Here is an 18,099-nt window from a genome sequence, read left to right on the forward strand (position 1 = left end):
ACGTACGGACTGTATGTAACCTGACGCCTTACATACACACTGTATCCAAAGGGGTCCCTCATGACCGTCACCAGCTTCTACCCGGTCCTCATGTCGCGGGACGTCGCCGCTGCGGCCGCGTTCTACCGCGAAGGCCTCGGCTTCGAGACCACCTACGACTCCGACTGGTACGTGAGCCTGCGGCTCGGCGCCTTCGAGCTCGCGCTCCTCGCCCACGACCACGCCACGATCCCGGAGGGATACGGCGCGCTGCCGCGAGGTGTCGTCGTGAACCTGGAGGTCGACGACGTCGACGAGGTCCATGCCCGCCTGACCGGACGGGACGGGATCGTCCCGCTGCTCCCCCTCCGGGACGAGGACTTCGGACAGCGGCACTTCATCGTCGCCGCACCCGACGGTGTCCTGCTCGACGTCATCCAGCCGATCCCGCCCACGGCCGAGTTCGCGGAGGCCTACGCCGTCCGTGAGTTCGGTCGGTTGGGATGAGATCGGTCGTTTAATGGACCGATCTCATCCCAACCGACCGAATTTACCGGCCCTGCTCGTTGGTCACCCCACCTCCACCTCGGTTCACCCTCCCCGGAGCAGGCAGGACGCCCGGCGGGCTGGAACGATTGCCCGGTTCTGCACGCCGCTGTGAGGGGAGACGCACGTGACCGGGTACGCCGTCGTGGACGTGGAGACCACCGGGCTGTTCCCCGGCGGACAGGACCGGATCGCGGAGATCGCGATCGTCCAGGTCGACTCCGACGGCCGGGTCGAGAACACCTGGGCCACGCTCGTCAACCCGGGACGAGATCTCGGTCCTCAGCTGATCCACGGCATCAGCGCCGCCGACGCACGCCACGCGCCGACGTTCCACGACGTCGCCGGGGTGGTGGCCGAGCTGCTGCGCGGCCGCACGTTCGTGGCGCACAACGCCCAGTTCGACCGTCGGTTCGTCTGGCACGCGTTCGCCACGACCGGGTACGACGTCCCGCTCATCGCACCCACCACACTGTGCACGATGCGCACGGGCGCACAGCTCTACCCCACGGCTCCGCGCTCCCTGGCCGGCGCCTGCTTCCACCACGGGGTCACCCTCGGCTCGGCGCACGAGGCTCTCTCCGACGCCCGCGCCGCCGCAGACCTGTTGCGGATCTACCTGGCCGGGGTCGCCTTCACCGGAGCGATGGACGAGCCGCGCGACGTGTGGGAACGCCGGGCCGGTGCGGCCGGGCTCGTCGCTCACCCGGCCGTGACGAAGAAGGTACGCCTGGTGGTCGCCGCCGACCCGGACTCGATGTCCGGCAAGGCTCGCAAGGCCGAGTCCTACGGCATCCCCGTCGTCAGCGAGTCCGGGTTCCAACGCGTCCTTGACGATCTCGCCCGTTCCACGGCAGCGGACACCAGAGCTGCCCGATAGCTGCGCCGCGGCGAGAGAGTTCGACGCGACCAGGCATGCTGTACCCATGCCGAAGATCTTGCCCTCGAGCCCCACCGTGATCGACGACGACAGCGAGGTGCGCTTCGTCGCCGGCGGCGACCAGTTCGCGATCCGTCTCAAGGACGGGCACCTGCACGTGCGCGCCATCGACACGAGCGGCAGCGGGGCACAGCTCGCTGTGATCCCGACGTCGCGCAGCACCCTCAACCTGCAGATCGAGCACCCGGTCGCGCCCGGGCCCGTGGATGTGGAGGGCCCGACGTTGCGCTGAATCAGTCGCTCGGTGGTCCGGCGCCGAAGATGGCGCGGAGCGGTAGGTCGATGGGTGAGTCGGTGAGCGGTGTACTGAGGGCTACCGCGCTGCGCGGGTAGGCCGAGAGCTCGTCGTCGGTCAACGGCGTCCGGCCCGCCTCGGCCGAGTCCGGTCCCGCTGGATCCGACGCCGCCAGAAGAAGGTGGCCGTGCACCCATTCGGTGAGGAACAGCGTGGCCCTGGCCGATCGGCTCGTGTCCCAGCCGAGGGAATCGGCGAAGAAGGTGAGCAGCGCCTCGTGGAGCGCGAGGGATCCCGGACCGATCACTGGCTGGCCGGCCAGGAGCTCGACGTGCCGCGGGGAGTCGCCGAACGTGCGCAGTAGGTGCCGGAGGAACTCGCCCAGGGCGGTTCGCGGATCGTCGCCCTGGAGAAGGCCGAGGTCGAGCCGCGTGAGGAAGCCGTCGCCGAGAGCATTGCGCAGCTCCGCCATGGTCGGCACGTAGGTGTAGATCGCGTTCGGCGCGACGCCCGCCTCCTGCGCGACGGCGCGCAGGGAGAGCCCGGCGATTCCCTTGCTGCGCAGCACCTGGTCGGCGGCCTCCAGGATGCGAGCGCGGGTCAGGTCGCCCCGTGGCCCGCGACGTCGTTGCTGTGACATCTCCCGATGCTACAGTGCCGAATTGTGCAGCGAACAAACAATGCCCCGGCGCGCGTGGCTCTGGTCTTCACGGCGCTCACCCTTCTCGTCGTCACCGTCCTGTGCGGTGTGTTCCTGGCCGCCGGATGGACCCTGCCCGACTGGATCGTCGTGGTCGGGCGCTGGATTCCCGCCCTGGTCTCGCTCGTGGTCATGCGGCTGTATCCGCTGCCCGGCGGTCTCGCGACGTGGTGGGCGCTGCGGCCCGGCGGATGGCGGCGCCTCCTGCTCGGCAGCGGGGTCGCCGTGGCCGTGCTGCTGGCGGCCTACGGCGCGACGGCCCTGCTCGGTAGCGTGCTGGGGATCGTCGCTCCCCTGCCCTGGGCGGACCTCTCGTCGATCCTGCTGTTCGTGGTGCCGTTCGTCCTCGTCTACTCGCTGAGCACCTTCGGCGAGGAGGTTGCGTGGCGTGGCTACCTGCAACGCCTGCTCTCGGGATGGGGCTTCTGGCGCTCGTCCGCGGCCATCGCGGCCGTGTGGGTGCTCTTCCACGTGCCCCTGCACGGCACCCTGGCCCTGCAGGGCACCCTGCCATGGCAGGCACTGCTGGGCAGCACGCTCCTGCTGTTCCCCCTCGGCCTGCTGCTCAGCGCAGCGGTCTGCCGGTTCGGCAGCGTCTGGCCCGCTGTCTTCGCTCACGCACTGCCGATGTCGGCCCTCAACCTGGTACGCGACCCGGGCGCTCTCACCTCCGGACCGTTCTGGTCGTTCACGGCCATCAGCGCCGTCGTCCTCACCGCCGCAGCCGTCCTGCTCGCCCCCCGTCGCGCCGCAGAACCAGTCCAGTAGGCCCGTGCACCGTCGCCGGCGTGGCGCGGATCTCCCCCGCCCGGGGGAGCGAGGTCACCTCAGACAGTGAGGGAAAGGGGTGCCCGTGGGTGGAAACGTAACGCCCATGAACGTGAACCCGATCAGGCCCGAGCCCCGCACCGGACCTCACCGTCGCCTCGACCTCGCCACCCGGTGGCTGGCGCCATCGTCCCTGGTGGCCTGCCTGGCCGCCGGCGTGCTGGCAATGGTCCACCAGCCCTACGACTCCGTGGCGCGGATGAGCCCGGCGTGGTTCGTCCTCGCCGGTGATCCCTGGTGTATCCGGCACTCAAGGTCTCCTGGGCCCTCGGCAGCTCCTGGGCGGCACCGCCCGGCGCGGTGGGCGTCGTCGACGCCACCTTCGTGGTCACGATCGCGCTCAGCATCGCGGCTGTTCCTGCACTGGCGGTCGCGCTGCGCTGGTGGGACCGGCCCGCCCCACGCTGGGCACGACCGGCGGCGCTCCTCGGTGGCATGGTCCTCACCTCGATCGGAGCGTCGGGCTTGTGGACCACCTGGACCGACTTCTTCGCCGGTCGGCTCGGCCCGGGGGACGAGCTCGTGGGCCTGCTCGTCTACGGCGGATGGCTGGTGTGGGGGTTGTCCACGATCACGGTGTCGCGTCGCCTTCAGGCATGAGCACATCGACGAAACTTTCAGCACTCAGAGTCAGGAGCAAGGATGAGGCTTGACCACGCAGCAATCTTCGAGCAGGCCTGGGACGCCCCTGGCACCACGTCGGTAGAGCTGCCACCGGTGGCGGTGAACGACGTGCTGCGCGACCGGTACGACGTCCGGCCACCATTCAGGTATACCGGCTCGCAGCTGTGGGACATGGAAAGACGCAAGGCCACGGCGCCGGACAAGTACATCCCGACGGTCGTGCGCCCGGGCAGCGCCGATACGTTCGAAAGCGTGCACCATGGCGAGCTCGAGGACTTTACCCGCGTCTCGGATCAGCGGCTGTGGACCGACCCGGAGCGCTACGCGACGGTGATCGAGCACGTCCGCCTCGATCACGAGAACCGGCGTGCGTTCTTCCTCGGCACCAACAGCTTTCGCGCACCCGACGGCCGCCTCCTGACGGCCGGCGCCGGGCAACCGCTCTTCCACGTCGAGCACTCCGTCGGCGGGAACGAGGAGGCCCCGCTCAACCTCTGGCGCATCGTCCACCTGACCGACACGCCCGACCCGGCGCTGGTCGCCGCCTTCGACCAGCTCGCGAACGAGCAGTACCTGCGCGTGTTCCTAGAGGTCCACCTGCGGGAAGACCTCGGACGCCGGCTGGTCCGGCGGTGACCTGCGTGTTCTCCCGTGCCCTCATCGTGACGTTCTCATCACACCAGCTTCCTCCCGGTGCGACATGAGGTACGACGAAGGCCGCTGATCTGGTCGTTCACCAGGTCAGCGGCCTCCACCACCGAGGATCAGCCGGACTTGCGGCGGAACATCTTCTGCACGGGACCGGTCGTCTCCGAACCGTGTACCGCACCGGTGTTCACGTCGCCGGCGGCGGTCCGGTGCTGTGCCGCGTTCTTGCGGTCCAGCGCCTCCTTGAACCGTGCCTTCGCGTCCTTGCTCGGCGCCGTCGCGACCTTGGGCTCCTCAGCGCCCTGGGTCTCGACCTCTGCCTCCTCGGCATTGGGCTTCTCGTCCGTCACACCGATCACCTCCTCTTGTTCCGGGGGTCCCTCGATCGGGTCCGTCGTCCGCCCAGCCTGCACCACGGCACACCTGGGTGCCAACATTTTTCACGGGTGCCCGGGCCGGGGGGAGAGCCGCGTGACGGCCTGCCTCAGGCCTGCTGGGCGGCGGCCCGCTCCGCGCGCTCGGCACGGAGCGAGGTGATGGCGCTCTCGAAGTCCTCGAGCGAGTCGAACGACTGGTAGACGCTGGCGAACCGGAGGTAGGCCACCTCGTCGAGCTCACGGAGCGGGCCCAGGATCGCGAGCCCTACCTCGTAGGCGTCGATCTCCGCGCTGCCGTTGCTCCGCAGGGTCTCCTCGACGCGTTGGGCCAGGATCGCCAGGTCGTCGTCACTGACGGGACGTCCCTGGCATGCCTTGCGCACGCCCGCGGCGACCTTGTCACGACTGAAGGGCTCGGTGGCCCCGGAACGCTTGACCACGGACAGGCTGGCGGTCTCCACGGTGGTGAACCGTCGGTTGCAGTTGGGGCACTGCCGGCGGCGCCGGATCGACAGGCCGTCGTCGGCGGTCCGCGAGTCCACCACGCGCGAGTCGGCGTGGCGACAGAACGGGCAGTGCATGCTCACTCCTGCGGGGTCGTCCACCGACCGGAGGCCTCCGGTCGCGTCCCGACGGTAAGCGGGCAAACCACCCCCATGCAACATCGCCACACCATTTGACGATGATTCGACGCCCCTGGTCACTCCTTGGGAAGGAGCAGCAGCTCCCCGACCCGTAGCGCACCCGAGGACATCTGGTTCAGCTCCTGGAGCCGCGCGACGGCGTGCCGGACATCCTCGCCGGGCTCCGCGATCTCCTGGGCGAAGCCCCAGAGCGACTCCCCCGGCTGCACGGCGTGCACCCGGACCTCCGTCGGTTCACCCGGTGCGCTGGCGACCGCCGTCGCACCCCAGGTCACCATCGGCGCGAGCAGGAGCATGGCCAGCAGCACGAGCGCCACCCGGCCACGTCGGGTGAGCCGCAGGCCGGCCAGCCCGAGCCGGTCGGCCACCGTGCGCGACCGGGCCGGCGAGAACGTCGGCACCGCGGTCGGCCCGGACGCCGGTGCGTACGACCGGCCGTACGCCGGTGCATACCTCTGCCCATACGCCGGGGTGTACTGCCGCAGCGGGATCACGTCCCCCATGGCCCCTCCTCGAAGAGTGACTGAGCTCTTGTCGTTCATACAAGCGTTCGTCGAACGCCCGTACCATTGTGTAGCACGGGACACCGCCGATGTCGAGACACGCTCGAACATTCGTTTGAGCCGAGCGAGTTTGTGATCTAGAGTGGGTGACGTAGGGAGAACATTTGTCGGAACGGGAGGGGCACGGGCATGACGGGACGGGACGGGACCAGCGACACGAGAGCCGTCGACACGGCACCAGCTGTCGACATGACACTCCCTGGCGTCGCCACGCTGGACGCGCCAAGCGACAAGGCGGTCGCTGACGTGCACACGATCTCGCCGACAGACCGCCTCACCGAACGGCAGCGCCTCGTGCTGGACACGATCCGGCAGTCGTTCGAGACGCGGGGCTACCCGCCGTCGATGCGTGAGATCGGCGAGGCCGTCGGGCTGGCCAGCCCGTCGAGCGTCAAGCACCAGCTCCAGATGCTCGAGAAGAAGGGCTTCCTGCGCCGCGACCCGAACCGGCCGCGCGCGATGGAGCTCGTGGAGCCCCTGGCCGAGCAGGTCGACAAGCCGACACGCGGCGAGATCCACTGGCCCGAGCCGCGGCGCAGCGGCCAGGTCCACTGGGGCAGCTCGGTGCCCGACGACGCCAGCACCCCGCCGCCGTCGTACGTTCCGCTGGTCGGTCGGATCGCCGCCGGTGGCCCGATCCTGGCGGAGCAGGTCGTCGAGGACGTCTTCCCGCTCCCCCGCCAGCTGGTCGGTGACGGTGAGCTGTTCCTCCTCAAGGTCGCGGGCGACTCGATGGTCGACGCCGCGATCTGCGACGGGGACTGGGTAGTGGTGCGGCGGCAGAACGTCGCCGAGCAGGGCGAGATCGTCGCGGCGATGATCGACGGCGAGGCCACGGTGAAGACGTTCAAGCAGGCGGACGGCCACGTGCTCCTGCTGCCGCAGAACCCGGCCTACGAGCCGATCCCGGGTGATGAGGCACAGATCCTGGGCCGCGTGGTGGCCGTCCTGCGCAGCCTGTAGGGCTTCACGACAGAGAGGTCCCGACAGCTCCGACCAGCGGAACGGCCCGCCGGTCGGAGCAGTCGGGACCTCTTGCGTCGCTCGGCGGCCGAGGCCGTCGCTCAGAAACCGAACCGCTTCTGGACCGCCCGCACGCCGGCCGCCGAGGCACGCAGCCCCGTCAGCTCGTCGTCGGACATCGGGACCCGTACGGAGTCCGTGACGCCGCGACGGTCGACGAGCGACGGCACGGACAGGCACACGTCGCTGATGCCGTGGTAGTCGTCCAACAGCGAGGACACGGGCATGATCCGGCGCTCGTCGTTGAGGACGGCCTCGACGATGCGGGCACCGGCCAGACCGACGGCGTAGTTGGTCGCCCCCTTGCCCGCGATGATCCGGTACGCGGAATCGACCACCTCGTGGTGCACCTCCGAGCGTACGGCGGCATCGATCGGCGGGTGTCCGCCCAGCGGCACCCAGTCCAGCAGCGGCACGCCACCGATCGTGGCGGAGCTCCAGAGTGCGATCTCCGAGTCGCCGTGCTCCCCGGCGATGTACGCGTGCACGTTCCCGACGGCTACGCCGCACCGGTCGGCGAGCACCACGCGCAGCCGCGACGAGTCCAGGACGGTACCGCTGCCGAACAGCTGCTGCCGGGGCAGGCCGGAGATCTTGAGCGCCGCGTAGGTCACCACGTCCACGGGGTTGGTCACCATCAGGTACGTCGCGTCCGGGGCGACCTCCACCAGTCCGGGCAGGATCTGGTGCATCAGTCCGATGGTCGCCTCCGCGAGGTCGATCCGGGTCTGCCCGGGCTTCTGCTTCGCGCCGGCGGTCACGACCACGACGTCCGCCCCCGCGCAGACGCCCACGTCGTCCGAGCCGACCACCTGTGCCTGGGACGTGAACATCAGACCGTGCTGCAGGTCGAGCACCTCGGCCTCCACCTTGGCCCGGTTCACGTCGTGCAGGGCGATGGTGCGAGCCGAACCCCGGGTGAGCGCGGCGAAAGCGAGGGTCGAGCCGACCGCCCCGGCTCCCACCACCGCCAGCTTGGTGGTGCGTGAGCCGGACGGCTGCGCGCCCTGGACGTCCGACGGGGCTGTCATGTCCCCAGGCTAGGTGTCGAGCCGCGCCAGCGCGGCGCGGACCAGCGCGGAGTCGGTCGTGGGCCAGAACCCGGGCATCGACCGGGTGAGGAACGACGCGTACCGTGCGGTCGCGAGCCGGGGGTCGAGGACCGCCACGACTCCGCGGTCGTCCATGCTCCGCACGAGGCGTCCGGCGCCCTGCGCGAGCAGCAGGGCGGCATGCTGCGCCGATACCGCCATGAACCCGTTGCCGCCCGCCTGCTCGACGGCCCTGGCGCGTGCGGCCTTGACCGGATCGTCCGGCCGCGGGAACGGAATGCGGTCGATGAGCACGAGCTGGCACGACGGCCCCGGCACGTCGACGCCCTGCCACAGGGACAGGGTGCCGAACAGGCAGGCGGTCGGGTCGTCCGCGAACTGGCGCACCAGCGTGGGTAGCTGGTCGTCGCCCTGCGCCAGGATCGGGAAGTCCAGCCGCTCACGCATCGCCTCCGCCGCCGCGTTCGCGGCGCGCCGGGACGAGAACAGGCCGAGCGTGCGACCACCGGCGGCCGTGATGAGCTCCGCGATCTCGTCGAGCTGCGCCTCCGTCGTCGGCTCCCGGCCCGGCGCCGGGAGGTGCCGCGCCACGTAGAGGATGCCCTGGCGCGGGTAGTCGAACGGACTGCCGGCGTCCAGACCCTGCCAGGGCGGGGCGTCCTCGCCCTTCAGGCCCAGCGTTCCGGCCACCGGCTCGAACGTGCCGCCCAGTGCCAGGGTGGCCGAGGTGAAGACCCCGGTCGCCTCGCCCAGCAGGTGCGTGCGGATCAGGCCCGCGACGTGGAGCGGCGCCGCGTGCAGGCGGGTCACGTTGTCACCGAACCCGCCCCAGCCGTTGTCGGGGCGCGAACACCACAGCACGTCGGCGGTCGTGTCCTGGAACGCCATGCGTTCCGCCGTCTCGAACAGCTGCAGCATCGCACCCTGCGCCATCTTGAGCCCGGGCTCGGGCTGGCCGGGTGGCTGCCCCTTGCCGCCGTTGGTGTCGGGCTTCAACGTGCTCAGCACCTCGCGCGCGGCGTCCCGTACCGCACCGACCGCCGTGCGCAGATCGTCCGGCAGACCGTTCGGGAACCGCTCGGCGGTCGCCGTGACGAGCAGGGTCCCGAGGGCCTGCGCCGCCTGGTCGAGGGTGTCGGTGTTCGTGCCGGCGTGCCGGCGGGCCAGCCGCGCGGCGTTCTCCACCGAGGCCATGGACAGGTCCACCGTGGCCGACGACGTGACGCGGTCGGTGAGCTCGTGCGCCTCGTCCACCACCACCACGTCGTGCTCCGGGAGGACGCCGGGACTTCCCGTGGCCGCGATACCGAGCATCGCGTGGTTGGTGACCACCACGTCCGCGTCCCGGGAGATGGCGCGCGCCTTGTCCGGGAAGCACTCCGCCAGCATGGGGCACTTGCCGCCCAGGCACTCCATGGCGGTCACCGAAACCTGCCGCCACGCGCGGTCCGGCACACCGGGCACCAGGTCGTCACGGTCGCCCGACTCCGTCTCCCCTGCCCACTCGTGCAGGCGGCGCACGTGGTCGGCGAGCGTGGCCCCGTCGTCCTTGCGCCGACCGCGCGCACCTCCGGACGCGGCGGGCTCCTCGGTACGCGGGTGGTCCTCACCGCCGGGGAGGTCGAACAGCGTCGGCTCGTCGGCGGGGTATCCGCCCCCGACCTTGTGGACGCACAGGTAGTTGTGCCAGCCCTTGAGCAGCGCGATGCGGGGCTCGCGCGGGAGCTGCGGCGCCACCGCCTTCGCCACCAGCGGCAGGTCGCGCGTGATGACCTGCCGCTGGAGGGCGAGGGTGGCGGTCGAGATGATCACCTTGCTCTCGGCCGCCACCGCGTGCCGGACGGCAGGCACGAGGTACCCGAGCGACTTGCCGGTACCGGTGCCCGCCTGGACGAGCAGGTGCTCGCCCTTCTCGATGGCATCCCCGACCGCCACGGCCATGCGGTGCTGGCCGTCCCGCCGCCCGCCACCGAGCTCACCGACCGCGAGGTCGAGCAGCTCCTCGACGTCGGGGATCCCCGTGGGGGCGGCGGTGGCTGCGGGTGCGTCGGGAAGGCTGGTCACACGTTCGATCCTAAGCCGGGCCACCGACACGCACCCCACGTCGTCCACAGCGACCGGCGGCCACCCTCGGCCACCCCTTGACGCTACCCCTTGACCGCCCCGCCCAGTCCCGCCCCGCTGAGGAACAGACGCTGGAACGCCAGGAACAGGGCGATCGGCAGCACGGTCGAGATCGCGAGCGCCGCGAGGAACACGTCGAGCTCCAGGTAGGGGGCGATGGCGGGCAGCCGGACGGACAGCGGCTGGTTGGCCGGGTCGGGCAGCACCAGCATGGGCCAGAGGTAGTCCTTCCAGGCGGCGATGACGGCGAAGACGGAGACGACGCCGAGGATGGGCTTGGACATCGGCAGCACGATGCTCCACAAGAGCCGGAAGGGTCCGGCGCCGTCGACGCGGGCGGCCTCGAATATCTCCCGGGGCAGACCGTCGAAGAACCGTTTGACCAGCAGCACGTTGAACGCGCTGGCGCCCATGGGCAGCCAGACCGCCCAGAAGGTGTTGAGCAGGCTGACGTGCACGATCGGCACGTCGAGGATCGTCAGGTACAGGGGCACGAGGAGCACGACGGACGGCACGAACAGCGTGGCCAGCACGAGTGCGAAGATCACGTTGCCGTACCGCGGCCGCAGCACGGAGAGCACGTAGCCGCCGGTGGTGGCGACCAGGATCTGGAAGAACCAGGCGCCCGCCGCGACGATCAGGGTGTTGACGAAGTAGTGGTCGATCTCGGCGCGGGTCCACGCGGTGGCGAGGTTGGCCCAGTCGATCCCGGTGGGAAAGAGACCCAGGGGCTGGCGCAGGGTCTCCTGGGTGGGGGTGACGGCGGCCTTCGCGAGCCAGAGGATCGGCCCGAGCCCGACGACGACCAGGGCGATCAGCAGGCCGCCCTGCAGCGCACCGAGGGAGCCGCGCACGCTGGGCCGGCGCCGGTCGTGGGACGACACGATGCCGCGTTCCGCGGGTTGCGGGGCACGGGGGCGGGTCGGCGTCCGGTTGTTGGCTGCCATGTCAGCTGCTCCAGGGTCGGGTCACGCGGAAGTACACCGCGGAGAGGACGGCCAGGACGCCGGCGAGCATCAGGCTGAGGGCGGTCGCCGCCCCGTAGTTGCCACCGAGGCTGCTCCCGAAGGCGTAGTCGTAGATCAGCATGAGGATCGTGAGGGTCGCGTTGTTGGGACCGCCGCCGGTGAAGAGGAACGGTTCGAGGAACACCTGCGCGGTGCCGATGATCTGCAGGATCAGGGTGATGAAGAGGACGCCGCGGAGCTGGGGCAGCGTGACGTGCCAGATCTTGCGCCACACGCCTGCCCCGTCCACCTCGGCGGCCTCGTAGAGCTCGGTGCGCACCCCGACGAGCGCGGCGAGGTAGATGATGACGGTCCCACCGGCCGCGGCCCAGGTCGCCTCGAGCACCAGGGACGGCATGGCGCTGGTGGCGTTCTGGAGCCAGGGGTACGGGCCGAGCCCCACCCAGCCGGCGATCGTGTTGAACACGCCGGTGTCGGACGCGTCGTAGAAGAACTTCCACAGCAGGACGGCCACGACCGGCGGCACGACGACCGGCAGGTACGCCAGCGCCGAGAACAGGCCCCGCATCCGCCGGACCTCGCTCATCAGGACCGCGGCGGCCAGCGGCAGCGGATATCCGAACACCAGCGCGAGCAGGGCGAACCACAGGGTGTTCTTGACGGCCTTGCCCAGGAGCGGGTCCTGCAGCACGAACACGAAGTTGTCGAGCCCCACGAACACGGGCGCGGTGACGAGGTTGGTCTCCTGGACGCTCATCACGAGCGCCCGTCCGATCGGGAACCAGGAGAACACGCCGAACACCAGGATCATCGGCAGCGCGATGATCAGGGTGCTCAGGCCGCCGTCGCGCAGCCATTCCCGGGGCGCGCGGCGGCCGCGCCTGCGGGGCCCGGACGACGACGGCGGGGTCGCCGCCGTCGTCGTCCGGGGCGGGCTGGACAGAGTGGTCATCGGTTGGTCAGCTGCGGTCGAGCAGGCCCTGGACCTGGGTCTGCGCGTCGGCGAGCAGTGCGTCGATGTCCGCGTCCTCGTCGGTCAGCACCGCCTGGACCACGGGGTCGAGCGCCGCGTACACGTCCTGGGTGGCGACGGCGGGCTCGGGGATGACCGGCTGGTCGAACATCTGCTCGGTCATGGGCGCGAAGTTCTCCAGCGGGACGTTGACGAGGTCCTTGATCCAGTCCTGCTGCTCCTCGTAGGTGCTCTGGTCGAAGATCGGCAGGGCGGGTGCGCCGACGGGCTGGTCGGTCTTGGCGGCGACCTCGGCCTCGGCCACGGCGGCCTCCTGGTCGGTCAGCTTGGAGATGTAGTAGAAGTCGATCCACTTCACCGCTGCCGCCTGCTCGGCCTCGGACGCCGCCGAGCTCACCGCGGCGAGCGTCCCGCCGCCGAGGGTGCCGGCATCGTCGCCCTCCAGCGGGAGCACCGTCACGCCGTACTCGTCGGGGTTCATCTGGTTCTGGGTGAACAGGTTCGGGTAGTTCGCGCCGCCCGAGACGTACATGCCGATCTTCCCGGCGGCGAAGTCCTGGTTGATGGTGCCCCAGTCGTACAGGAAGCTGGCGCCCATGGAGTCGTCCTCCCAGCGCATCTCCCGCAGCATCTCGAGCGCCTGGACCGTGGCGGCGTTGTCCACGGTGGCGGTCGCCTCCTCGCCCTCACCCTCGACGATGCGGCCGCCGAGCGCGTAGGTCTCGGTGGTGAGGATCCAGCCGCCCGTGTTGCTCTGCGTCATGTGGGCGTACCCGGCCTGGCCGGTCTCGTCCGCGATGGCCTTGGCCGCCTCGCGCACCTCGTCCCACGTCGCGGGCGGGTCGTCCGGGTCGAGCCCGGCCTTCTCGAAGAGCGCGCGGTTGTAGTGCAGGCCCTGGTTGTAGGCAGAGATCGGGACCGCCCACATGCCGCCGTCGGCGTCCTGGCCGGCCTCGGCGATGGTGGGGTTGAACTGGTCCGCGTAGGGCAGCTCGGCCACCAGGTCGCTGACGTCGGCGATCTGCTCGCGTTCGATGAGGGCCCGGCCGTCCGTGAACGGGATCGGGAAGACGTCGGGCAGCGTGCCGCCCGCGAGCTCGGCCGCGAACGTGGTGCCGGACCAGGTGAACTCCTTGGTCGCCACCTGGATGTCCGGGTTGGCCTCCTCGAACTGCGAGATGCGCTCGTCGAACGCGTCGATCGCCTCCTGCTCCAGACCGGCGTCGATGGCGACCTCGATGGTCACCGGTCCGGTGGGCTCGGCGGCAGGGTCCTCGGACGAGCCGCAGGCCGTGAGGGTTCCCGCGACGGACAGGACGCCCACCAGGGCGAACGCCGTGCGCTTCTGTGCTGACTTCATTGTCACTCCTTGGGTTGTGTGCCGCTGGCGCGGCTCATCAGGGGAAGTACGTTCCGGACTGGCACAGCAGGAGGTCAGGACGGCAGGTCGAGCCAGACGGCGGTGTCCGGGCCGACGGTGCCGTCGACGGGTCCGCTCGCCAGGAGCACCGTGGCCCCGGCTGGCAGCGGGACGGGAGCCGTCCCGAGGTTGACGACGCAGGCGAAGCCGGCGCCGCGAGCGAACGCGAGGACGCCGTCGCCCTCGCCGCCCAGCTCGAGCCAGGCGAGGTCCTCGGTGTGCAGGTCGGGTAGCTCGCGGCGCAGGTGCAGCGCCCGGCGGTAGAGGCTCAGCATCGAGCCGGGGTCGCCGTCCTGCGCCTGGACCGAGTAGTCACGCCAGGTGGCGGGCTGAGGCAGCCAGGGCGCGGCGCCGCCGTCGGGCCCGAAGCCGAGGCTCGTGCCCGTGCGGGTCCACGGCAGGGGAACGCGGCAACCGTCCCGGCCGGGGTCGACGCCCTCGGACCGGAAGTGCATCGGGTCCTGGATGGCCGATCGTGGCACGTCCGCCTCGGGCAGGCCGAGCTCGTCGCCCTGGTAGACGTACAGCGCACCGGGCAGCGCGGCGACCAGCAGGGCGGCGGCTCGCGCCCGGCGGGTGCCCAGCGCCAGGTCGAACGGCGTGCCGAACCGCTTGGCGGTGAAGTCGAAGGACGAGTCCTCGCGGCCGTACCGGGTCACCGGGCGCGTGATGTCGTGGTTCGACAGCACCCAGGTGGCGGGCGCTCCGACCGGGGCGTGCGCCTCCAGCGTCATCCGGATCGACTCGCGCAGCTCCTTCGCGTCCCACGGGCGCGCCATGAAGTCGAAGTTGAACGCGGTGTGCATCTCGTCGGGGCGCAGGTACTGGGCGAACCGCTCGTGGTCCGCGAGCCACACCTCGCCCACGAGCACGCGTGGCTCGGCGTAGGAGTCCGCGACGTGCCGCCAGCCGCGGTAGATGTCGTGGATCTCGTCGCGGTCCAGGTGGGGGTGCTCCCCCGGGCCCGGCGCCTCGGGGACCTCCGGCAGGGTCGGGTCCTTGACGATGAGCGCCGCCGAGTCGATGCGGATCCCGGCCGCGCCACGGTCGAACCAGAACCGCAGGACGTCCTCGTGCTCCTGGCGGACGTCGGGGTGGTTCCAGTTCAGGTCCGGCTGCTCGGGGGTGAACAGGTGCAGGTACCACTGCCCGGGGCTGCCGTCGGGGTTCGTGGTGCGCGTCCAGGTCTGCCCCTGGAAGCTCGATACCCAGCCGGTCGGGATCCGCGCCCCGTCGGTGCCCCTGCCGTCGTGGAACCAGAACCGCTCGCGCTCCGGCGAGCCCGGGCCCGCCGCCAGCGCCGCGCGGAACCACTCGTGCTCCGCCGAGACGTGGTTGGGGACCACGTCGACGACGGTCCGGATGCCCAGCTCGCGCGCCTCGGCGATGAGGGCCTCGGCGTCCTCCAGGCTGCCGAACGCCGGGTCGATCCGGCGGTAGTCCCGCACGTCGTAGCCACCGTCCGCCAGCGGCGAGGCGTACCAGGGCGTATACCAGATGGCGTCCACGCCCAGGTCGCGCAGATAGCCCAGCCGGGAACGGACGCCGGCGAGGTCACCGGTGCCGTCCCCGTTCCCGTCCGCGAAGCTGCGGGGGTAGATCTGATAGATCACGGCGTTGCGCCACCACTCGGGCGCGGGTGGTTGCGGCTCCACTGCAAGCTCGGACGTCGTCGTCATGCAGGGAACCGTAAGTCACATGACAACTACCGCGCAAGAACTCGACAGGAACCTTATCGATTTGTGACAGTCGCCGCCTCGGGCTGTACGGCAGCCGTGGAGGCCCGGACCACGAGCTCCGGCTCGAAGAGGAGCTCGTCGCGCGGCACGTCGCTGCCGTCGATGAGCGCCGCGAGCAGGTCGACGGCGGCGCGACCCATCGGCTCGATCGGCTGGCGCACGGTCGTCAGCGCCGGGTCGGTGGAGTTCATCAGCGCGGAGTCGTCGAAGCCGACCACCGAGACGTCCGCGGGGCACGCCAGCCCGACGCGCCGCACCGCCCGGATCGCACCCAGGGCCAACGGGTCGCTGGCGCAGACGATCGCGGTGGCCCCTCGCTCGATCAGGCGGTTCGCTGCGGCCTGACCACTCTCCAGGGAGTACTGCGAGTGCACCACCAGGTCGCCGTCGAGCGCCAGGCCGTGCCGCTGCGCGAACCGGCGGGCGGCCGCGAGCTTGCGCTCCGACGGCACGTGGTCCGCCGGGCCCAGGAGCAGGCCGATCCGCTGGTGACCCAGCGACGCCACGTGGCCCATCGCCTGTTCGATCGCGACGAGGTCGTCGGTGGCCACCCGCGGGAAGCCGAGGTCCTCGATCGACGCGTTCATGAGCACGACCGGCAGACCGAGGTCCTCCAGCCGGCGGTAGTGGGCGTGGTCGGCCTCCCGCTCGGCGTAGAAACCACCGGCGAAGATCACGCCGGAGACCTGCTGCTGCAGCAGGAGGTCGATGTACTCGGACTCGGTGACACCGCCGGCCGTGCGCGTACACAGCACCGGCGTGTAGCCCTGCTGGGCCAGCGCGCCGCCGATCACCTCGGCGAACGCCGGAAAGATCGGGTTCACCAGCTCGGGCAGGACCAGACCGACGAGCTTGCCGCGACTGCCCCTCAGCTTGGTGGGTCGCTCGTAACCCAGCACGTCCAGGGCCGTCAGCACGGCGTCCCGGGTGCCCTGGGACACCCCGGGCTTCCCGTTCAGGACACGACTGACCGTCGCCTCGCTGACCCCTACCTTCTTCGCCACATCCGCTAACCGTCTCGACATGACGTCGATCCTAGTGGCGGACAACGCAAACCGCTTGCAGGAATTGCACACTCCTGCAAGCGGTTTGCGAGGTCAGGACGCGGCGGCGACCCGCTGCAGCTCGGTCGCCAGCTGCTCGTCGACGCGGCCCCGCAGGTGCGTGCCCGCCGCGACGTGCTCGGTGAGCTCGATGTCGCCGTGCTCGTGCACCCGGTGCACCAGGTCGCCCCGGTCGTACGGGACCACGAGGTCGATCTGGATGCCCGGCCGCGGCAGCTCGGCCGCGATCCGGGCACGCAGCTCGGCGATGCCCTCGCCGGAGTGCGCCGAGACCACGGCGGTGTGCCGCTCCCGCCGCTGGATGCGGCCCACGACCGTCGGGTCGGCGATGTCGGCCTTGTTCAGCACCACGATCTCGTGGACGTCGTCGAAGGCCGGGACCTCGGACAGGACCTCGCGCACCGCGGCGATCTGCCCCTCGGGGTCCGGGTGGGACGCGTCGACCACGTGCAGCAGGATGTCGGCGTCGCCGACCTCCTCCAGCGTGGACCGGAACGCCTCGACGAGCTGGTGCGGCAGGTGCCGCACGAACCCGACCGTGTCCGTGAAGGTGTAGACACGGCCGTCCTCGGTCCTGGTGCGGCGGACCGTCGGGTCCAGCGTGGCGAACAGCGCGTTCTCGACGAGCACACCGGCGCCGGTCAGTGCGTTCAGCAGCGAGGACTTGCCCGCGTTCGTGTAACCGGCGATGGCGACCGCCGGGATGGCATTGCGCTTGCGGCTCAGCCGCTTGGTCTCACGTGCCGGCTTCATCGCGACGATCTCGCGCCGCAGCTTGGCCATCCGGTTACGGATGCGCCGCCGGTCCAGCTCGATCTTGGTCTCACCGGGGCCGCGCGAGCCCATGCCGGCACCCGCGCCGCCCACCTGGCCACCGGCCTGGCGGGACATCGAGTCACCCCAGCCGCGCAGGCGCGGCAGGAGGTACTCCAGCTGGGCGAGCTCGACCTGGGCCTTGCCCTCACGGGACTTCGCGTGCTGCGCGAAGATGTCCAGGATCAGGGCCGTACGGTCGACGACCTTGACCTTCACCACGTCCTCCAGCGCACGGCGCTGGGACGGGGCGAGCTCGCCGTCGACGATCACGGTGTCGGCGCCCGAAGCCAGGACGACCTGCGCGAGCTCCAGCGCCTTGCCGGAACCCAGGTACGTACCCGGGTCGGGCTTCTGCCGACGCTGCAGCAGACCGTCCAGCACCTGGGAGCCTGCGGTCTCGGCGAGTGCGGCGAGCTCGCGCAGCGAGATCTCCGCGTCCCGCGCGGCGTGCTCGCCGCCCGTGAACAGGCCGACGAGCACCACCTTCTCCAGGCGCAGCTGCCGGTACTCGACCTCGGTGACGTCCTCGAGCTCGGTCGACAGCCCGGCCACACGGCGCAGCGCGGTGCGCTCCTCGAGGTCGAGCTGGTCGCCGTCGGCCACGGTGTGCACCGTGGCGCCGTCGGCACGTGCGGTCCCCGCCCGAGCGAGAACCCGTGCCACGACATCGTTCGCGATCGCCTGGGCATCTGCCTGGACTGCGCGGAGTTCGGGCGTCTCCTCAGCGGGGAGCTCGGGCTCTGTCGGGGTGTGGGTCATGTACTACCTAACTCTCGAGTGTTCTTGCTCCGTAGAACAAGGATCCCACGCCCGAAAGTCCCACGGCTATGTCTTTC

The 18,099-nt window shown here is 70.7% G+C and carries 19 protein-coding genes; 7 read left to right on the forward strand and 12 right to left on the reverse strand.

Annotation, left to right across the window (positions count from 1 at the left end; all coding sequences use genetic code 11):
* Positions 1-60 precede the first annotated feature (60 nt).
* From ACFSL2_RS07985 to ACFSL2_RS07995, 3 genes are all read left to right on the forward strand, one after another.
* The gene (locus ACFSL2_RS07985; protein WP_377197340.1) at positions 61-486 is read left to right on the forward strand and encodes a VOC family protein; all 426 of its coding nucleotides are present in this window, start codon (positions 61-63) and stop codon (positions 484-486) included.
* A gap of 166 nt (positions 487-652) precedes the next feature.
* Complete coding sequence (locus tag ACFSL2_RS07990) at positions 653-1,405, forward strand: exonuclease domain-containing protein (protein WP_377197341.1); 753 nt, start codon at positions 653-655, stop codon at positions 1,403-1,405.
* A 46-nt stretch (positions 1,406-1,451) separates the two neighbouring features.
* Positions 1,452-1,697, forward strand: a complete 246-nt coding sequence (locus ACFSL2_RS07995) for a hypothetical protein (protein ID WP_377197342.1) — start codon at positions 1,452-1,454, stop codon at positions 1,695-1,697.
* A 1-nt stretch (position 1,698) separates the two neighbouring features.
* Here the strand turns inward: ACFSL2_RS07995 and ACFSL2_RS08000 are convergent, their stop codons facing one another.
* On the reverse strand, positions 1,699-2,340 hold the full coding sequence (locus ACFSL2_RS08000) for a TetR/AcrR family transcriptional regulator (RefSeq protein WP_377197343.1): 642 nt from the start codon (positions 2,338-2,340) through the stop codon (positions 1,699-1,701).
* 24 nt (positions 2,341-2,364) lie between these two features.
* Between ACFSL2_RS08000 and ACFSL2_RS08005 the strand changes: the two genes are divergently transcribed.
* The 3 genes from ACFSL2_RS08005 (at position 2,365) to ACFSL2_RS08015 (ending at position 4,488) form a co-directional block, all read left to right on the forward strand.
* Positions 2,365-3,168, forward strand: a complete 804-nt coding sequence (locus tag ACFSL2_RS08005) for a CPBP family glutamic-type intramembrane protease (RefSeq protein WP_377197344.1) — start codon at positions 2,365-2,367, stop codon at positions 3,166-3,168.
* Positions 3,169-3,465: 297 nt separating this feature from the next.
* Positions 3,466-3,828: a hypothetical protein gene (locus tag ACFSL2_RS08010; protein ID WP_377197345.1), complete on the forward strand. Its 363-nt coding sequence runs from the start codon at positions 3,466-3,468 to the stop codon at positions 3,826-3,828.
* 42 nt (positions 3,829-3,870) lie between these two features.
* On the forward strand, positions 3,871-4,488 hold the full coding sequence (locus tag ACFSL2_RS08015) for a hypothetical protein (protein ID WP_377197346.1): 618 nt from the start codon (positions 3,871-3,873) through the stop codon (positions 4,486-4,488).
* Between the two features lie 128 nt (positions 4,489-4,616).
* On the opposite strand, the gene ACFSL2_RS08020 is transcribed toward ACFSL2_RS08015, so the two are convergent.
* The 3 genes from ACFSL2_RS08020 to ACFSL2_RS08030 all read right to left on the reverse strand — a co-directional run bounded on the left by ACFSL2_RS08020 (position 4,617) and on the right by ACFSL2_RS08030 (position 6,024).
* Positions 4,617-4,850: a DUF5302 domain-containing protein gene (locus ACFSL2_RS08020; RefSeq protein WP_377197347.1), complete on the reverse strand. Its 234-nt coding sequence runs from the start codon at positions 4,848-4,850 to the stop codon at positions 4,617-4,619.
* 134 nt (positions 4,851-4,984) lie between these two features.
* Positions 4,985-5,458 carry a transcriptional regulator NrdR gene (gene nrdR, locus ACFSL2_RS08025; protein ID WP_377197348.1) on the reverse strand — a complete coding sequence of 158 codons (474 nt, stop codon included), beginning with the start codon at positions 5,456-5,458 and terminating at the stop codon, positions 4,985-4,987.
* Between the two features lie 119 nt (positions 5,459-5,577).
* Positions 5,578-6,024, reverse strand: a complete 447-nt coding sequence (locus tag ACFSL2_RS08030; protein ID WP_377197349.1) for a LysM peptidoglycan-binding domain-containing protein — start codon at positions 6,022-6,024, stop codon at positions 5,578-5,580.
* 249 nt (positions 6,025-6,273) lie between these two features.
* Here ACFSL2_RS08030 and lexA point away from each other — a divergent pair, with 249 nt between their 5' ends.
* On the forward strand, positions 6,274-7,047 hold the full coding sequence (lexA, locus tag ACFSL2_RS08035) for a transcriptional repressor LexA (RefSeq protein ID WP_377200786.1): 774 nt from the start codon (positions 6,274-6,276) through the stop codon (positions 7,045-7,047).
* A 101-nt stretch (positions 7,048-7,148) separates the two neighbouring features.
* Here lexA and ACFSL2_RS08040 read toward each other — a convergent pair whose 3' ends face one another.
* The 8 genes from ACFSL2_RS08040 to hflX all read right to left on the reverse strand — a co-directional run bounded on the left by ACFSL2_RS08040 (position 7,149) and on the right by hflX (position 18,022).
* Positions 7,149-8,138 (reverse strand): L-lactate dehydrogenase, encoded by a 990-nt coding sequence (locus tag ACFSL2_RS08040; RefSeq protein WP_377197350.1) that lies wholly within the window; start codon positions 8,136-8,138, stop codon positions 7,149-7,151.
* A gap of 9 nt (positions 8,139-8,147) precedes the next feature.
* Positions 8,148-10,223, reverse strand: coding sequence for an ATP-dependent DNA helicase (locus tag ACFSL2_RS08045; RefSeq protein ID WP_377197351.1), 2,076 nt, complete (start codon positions 10,221-10,223; stop codon positions 8,148-8,150).
* 83 nt (positions 10,224-10,306) lie between these two features.
* On the reverse strand, positions 10,307-11,230 hold the full coding sequence (locus tag ACFSL2_RS08050) for a carbohydrate ABC transporter permease (protein ID WP_377197352.1): 924 nt from the start codon (positions 11,228-11,230) through the stop codon (positions 10,307-10,309).
* 1 nt (position 11,231) lies between these two features.
* The gene (locus ACFSL2_RS08055) at positions 11,232-12,203 is read right to left on the reverse strand and encodes a carbohydrate ABC transporter permease (protein ID WP_377197353.1); all 972 of its coding nucleotides are present in this window, start codon (positions 12,201-12,203) and stop codon (positions 11,232-11,234) included.
* Positions 12,204-12,210: 7 nt separating this feature from the next.
* Complete coding sequence (locus ACFSL2_RS08060; protein WP_377197354.1) at positions 12,211-13,584, reverse strand: ABC transporter substrate-binding protein; 1,374 nt, start codon at positions 13,582-13,584, stop codon at positions 12,211-12,213.
* A 74-nt stretch (positions 13,585-13,658) separates the two neighbouring features.
* Entirely contained in the window at positions 13,659-15,323 is a 1,665-nt protein-coding gene (locus ACFSL2_RS08065; protein WP_377197355.1) for a glycoside hydrolase family 13 protein, read from the reverse strand.
* Between the two features lie 53 nt (positions 15,324-15,376).
* Complete coding sequence (locus ACFSL2_RS08070; RefSeq protein ID WP_377197356.1) at positions 15,377-16,408, reverse strand: LacI family DNA-binding transcriptional regulator; 1,032 nt, start codon at positions 16,406-16,408, stop codon at positions 15,377-15,379.
* Between the two features lie 72 nt (positions 16,409-16,480).
* Entirely contained in the window at positions 16,481-18,022 is a 1,542-nt protein-coding gene (gene hflX, locus ACFSL2_RS08075; RefSeq protein ID WP_377197357.1) for a GTPase HflX, read from the reverse strand.
* Positions 18,023-18,099: the final 77 nt, after the last annotated feature.

The organism is Promicromonospora aerolata (genome assembly GCF_042682255.1).
Taxonomy (GTDB): Bacteria; Actinomycetota; Actinomycetes; order Actinomycetales; family Cellulomonadaceae; genus Promicromonospora; species Promicromonospora aerolata.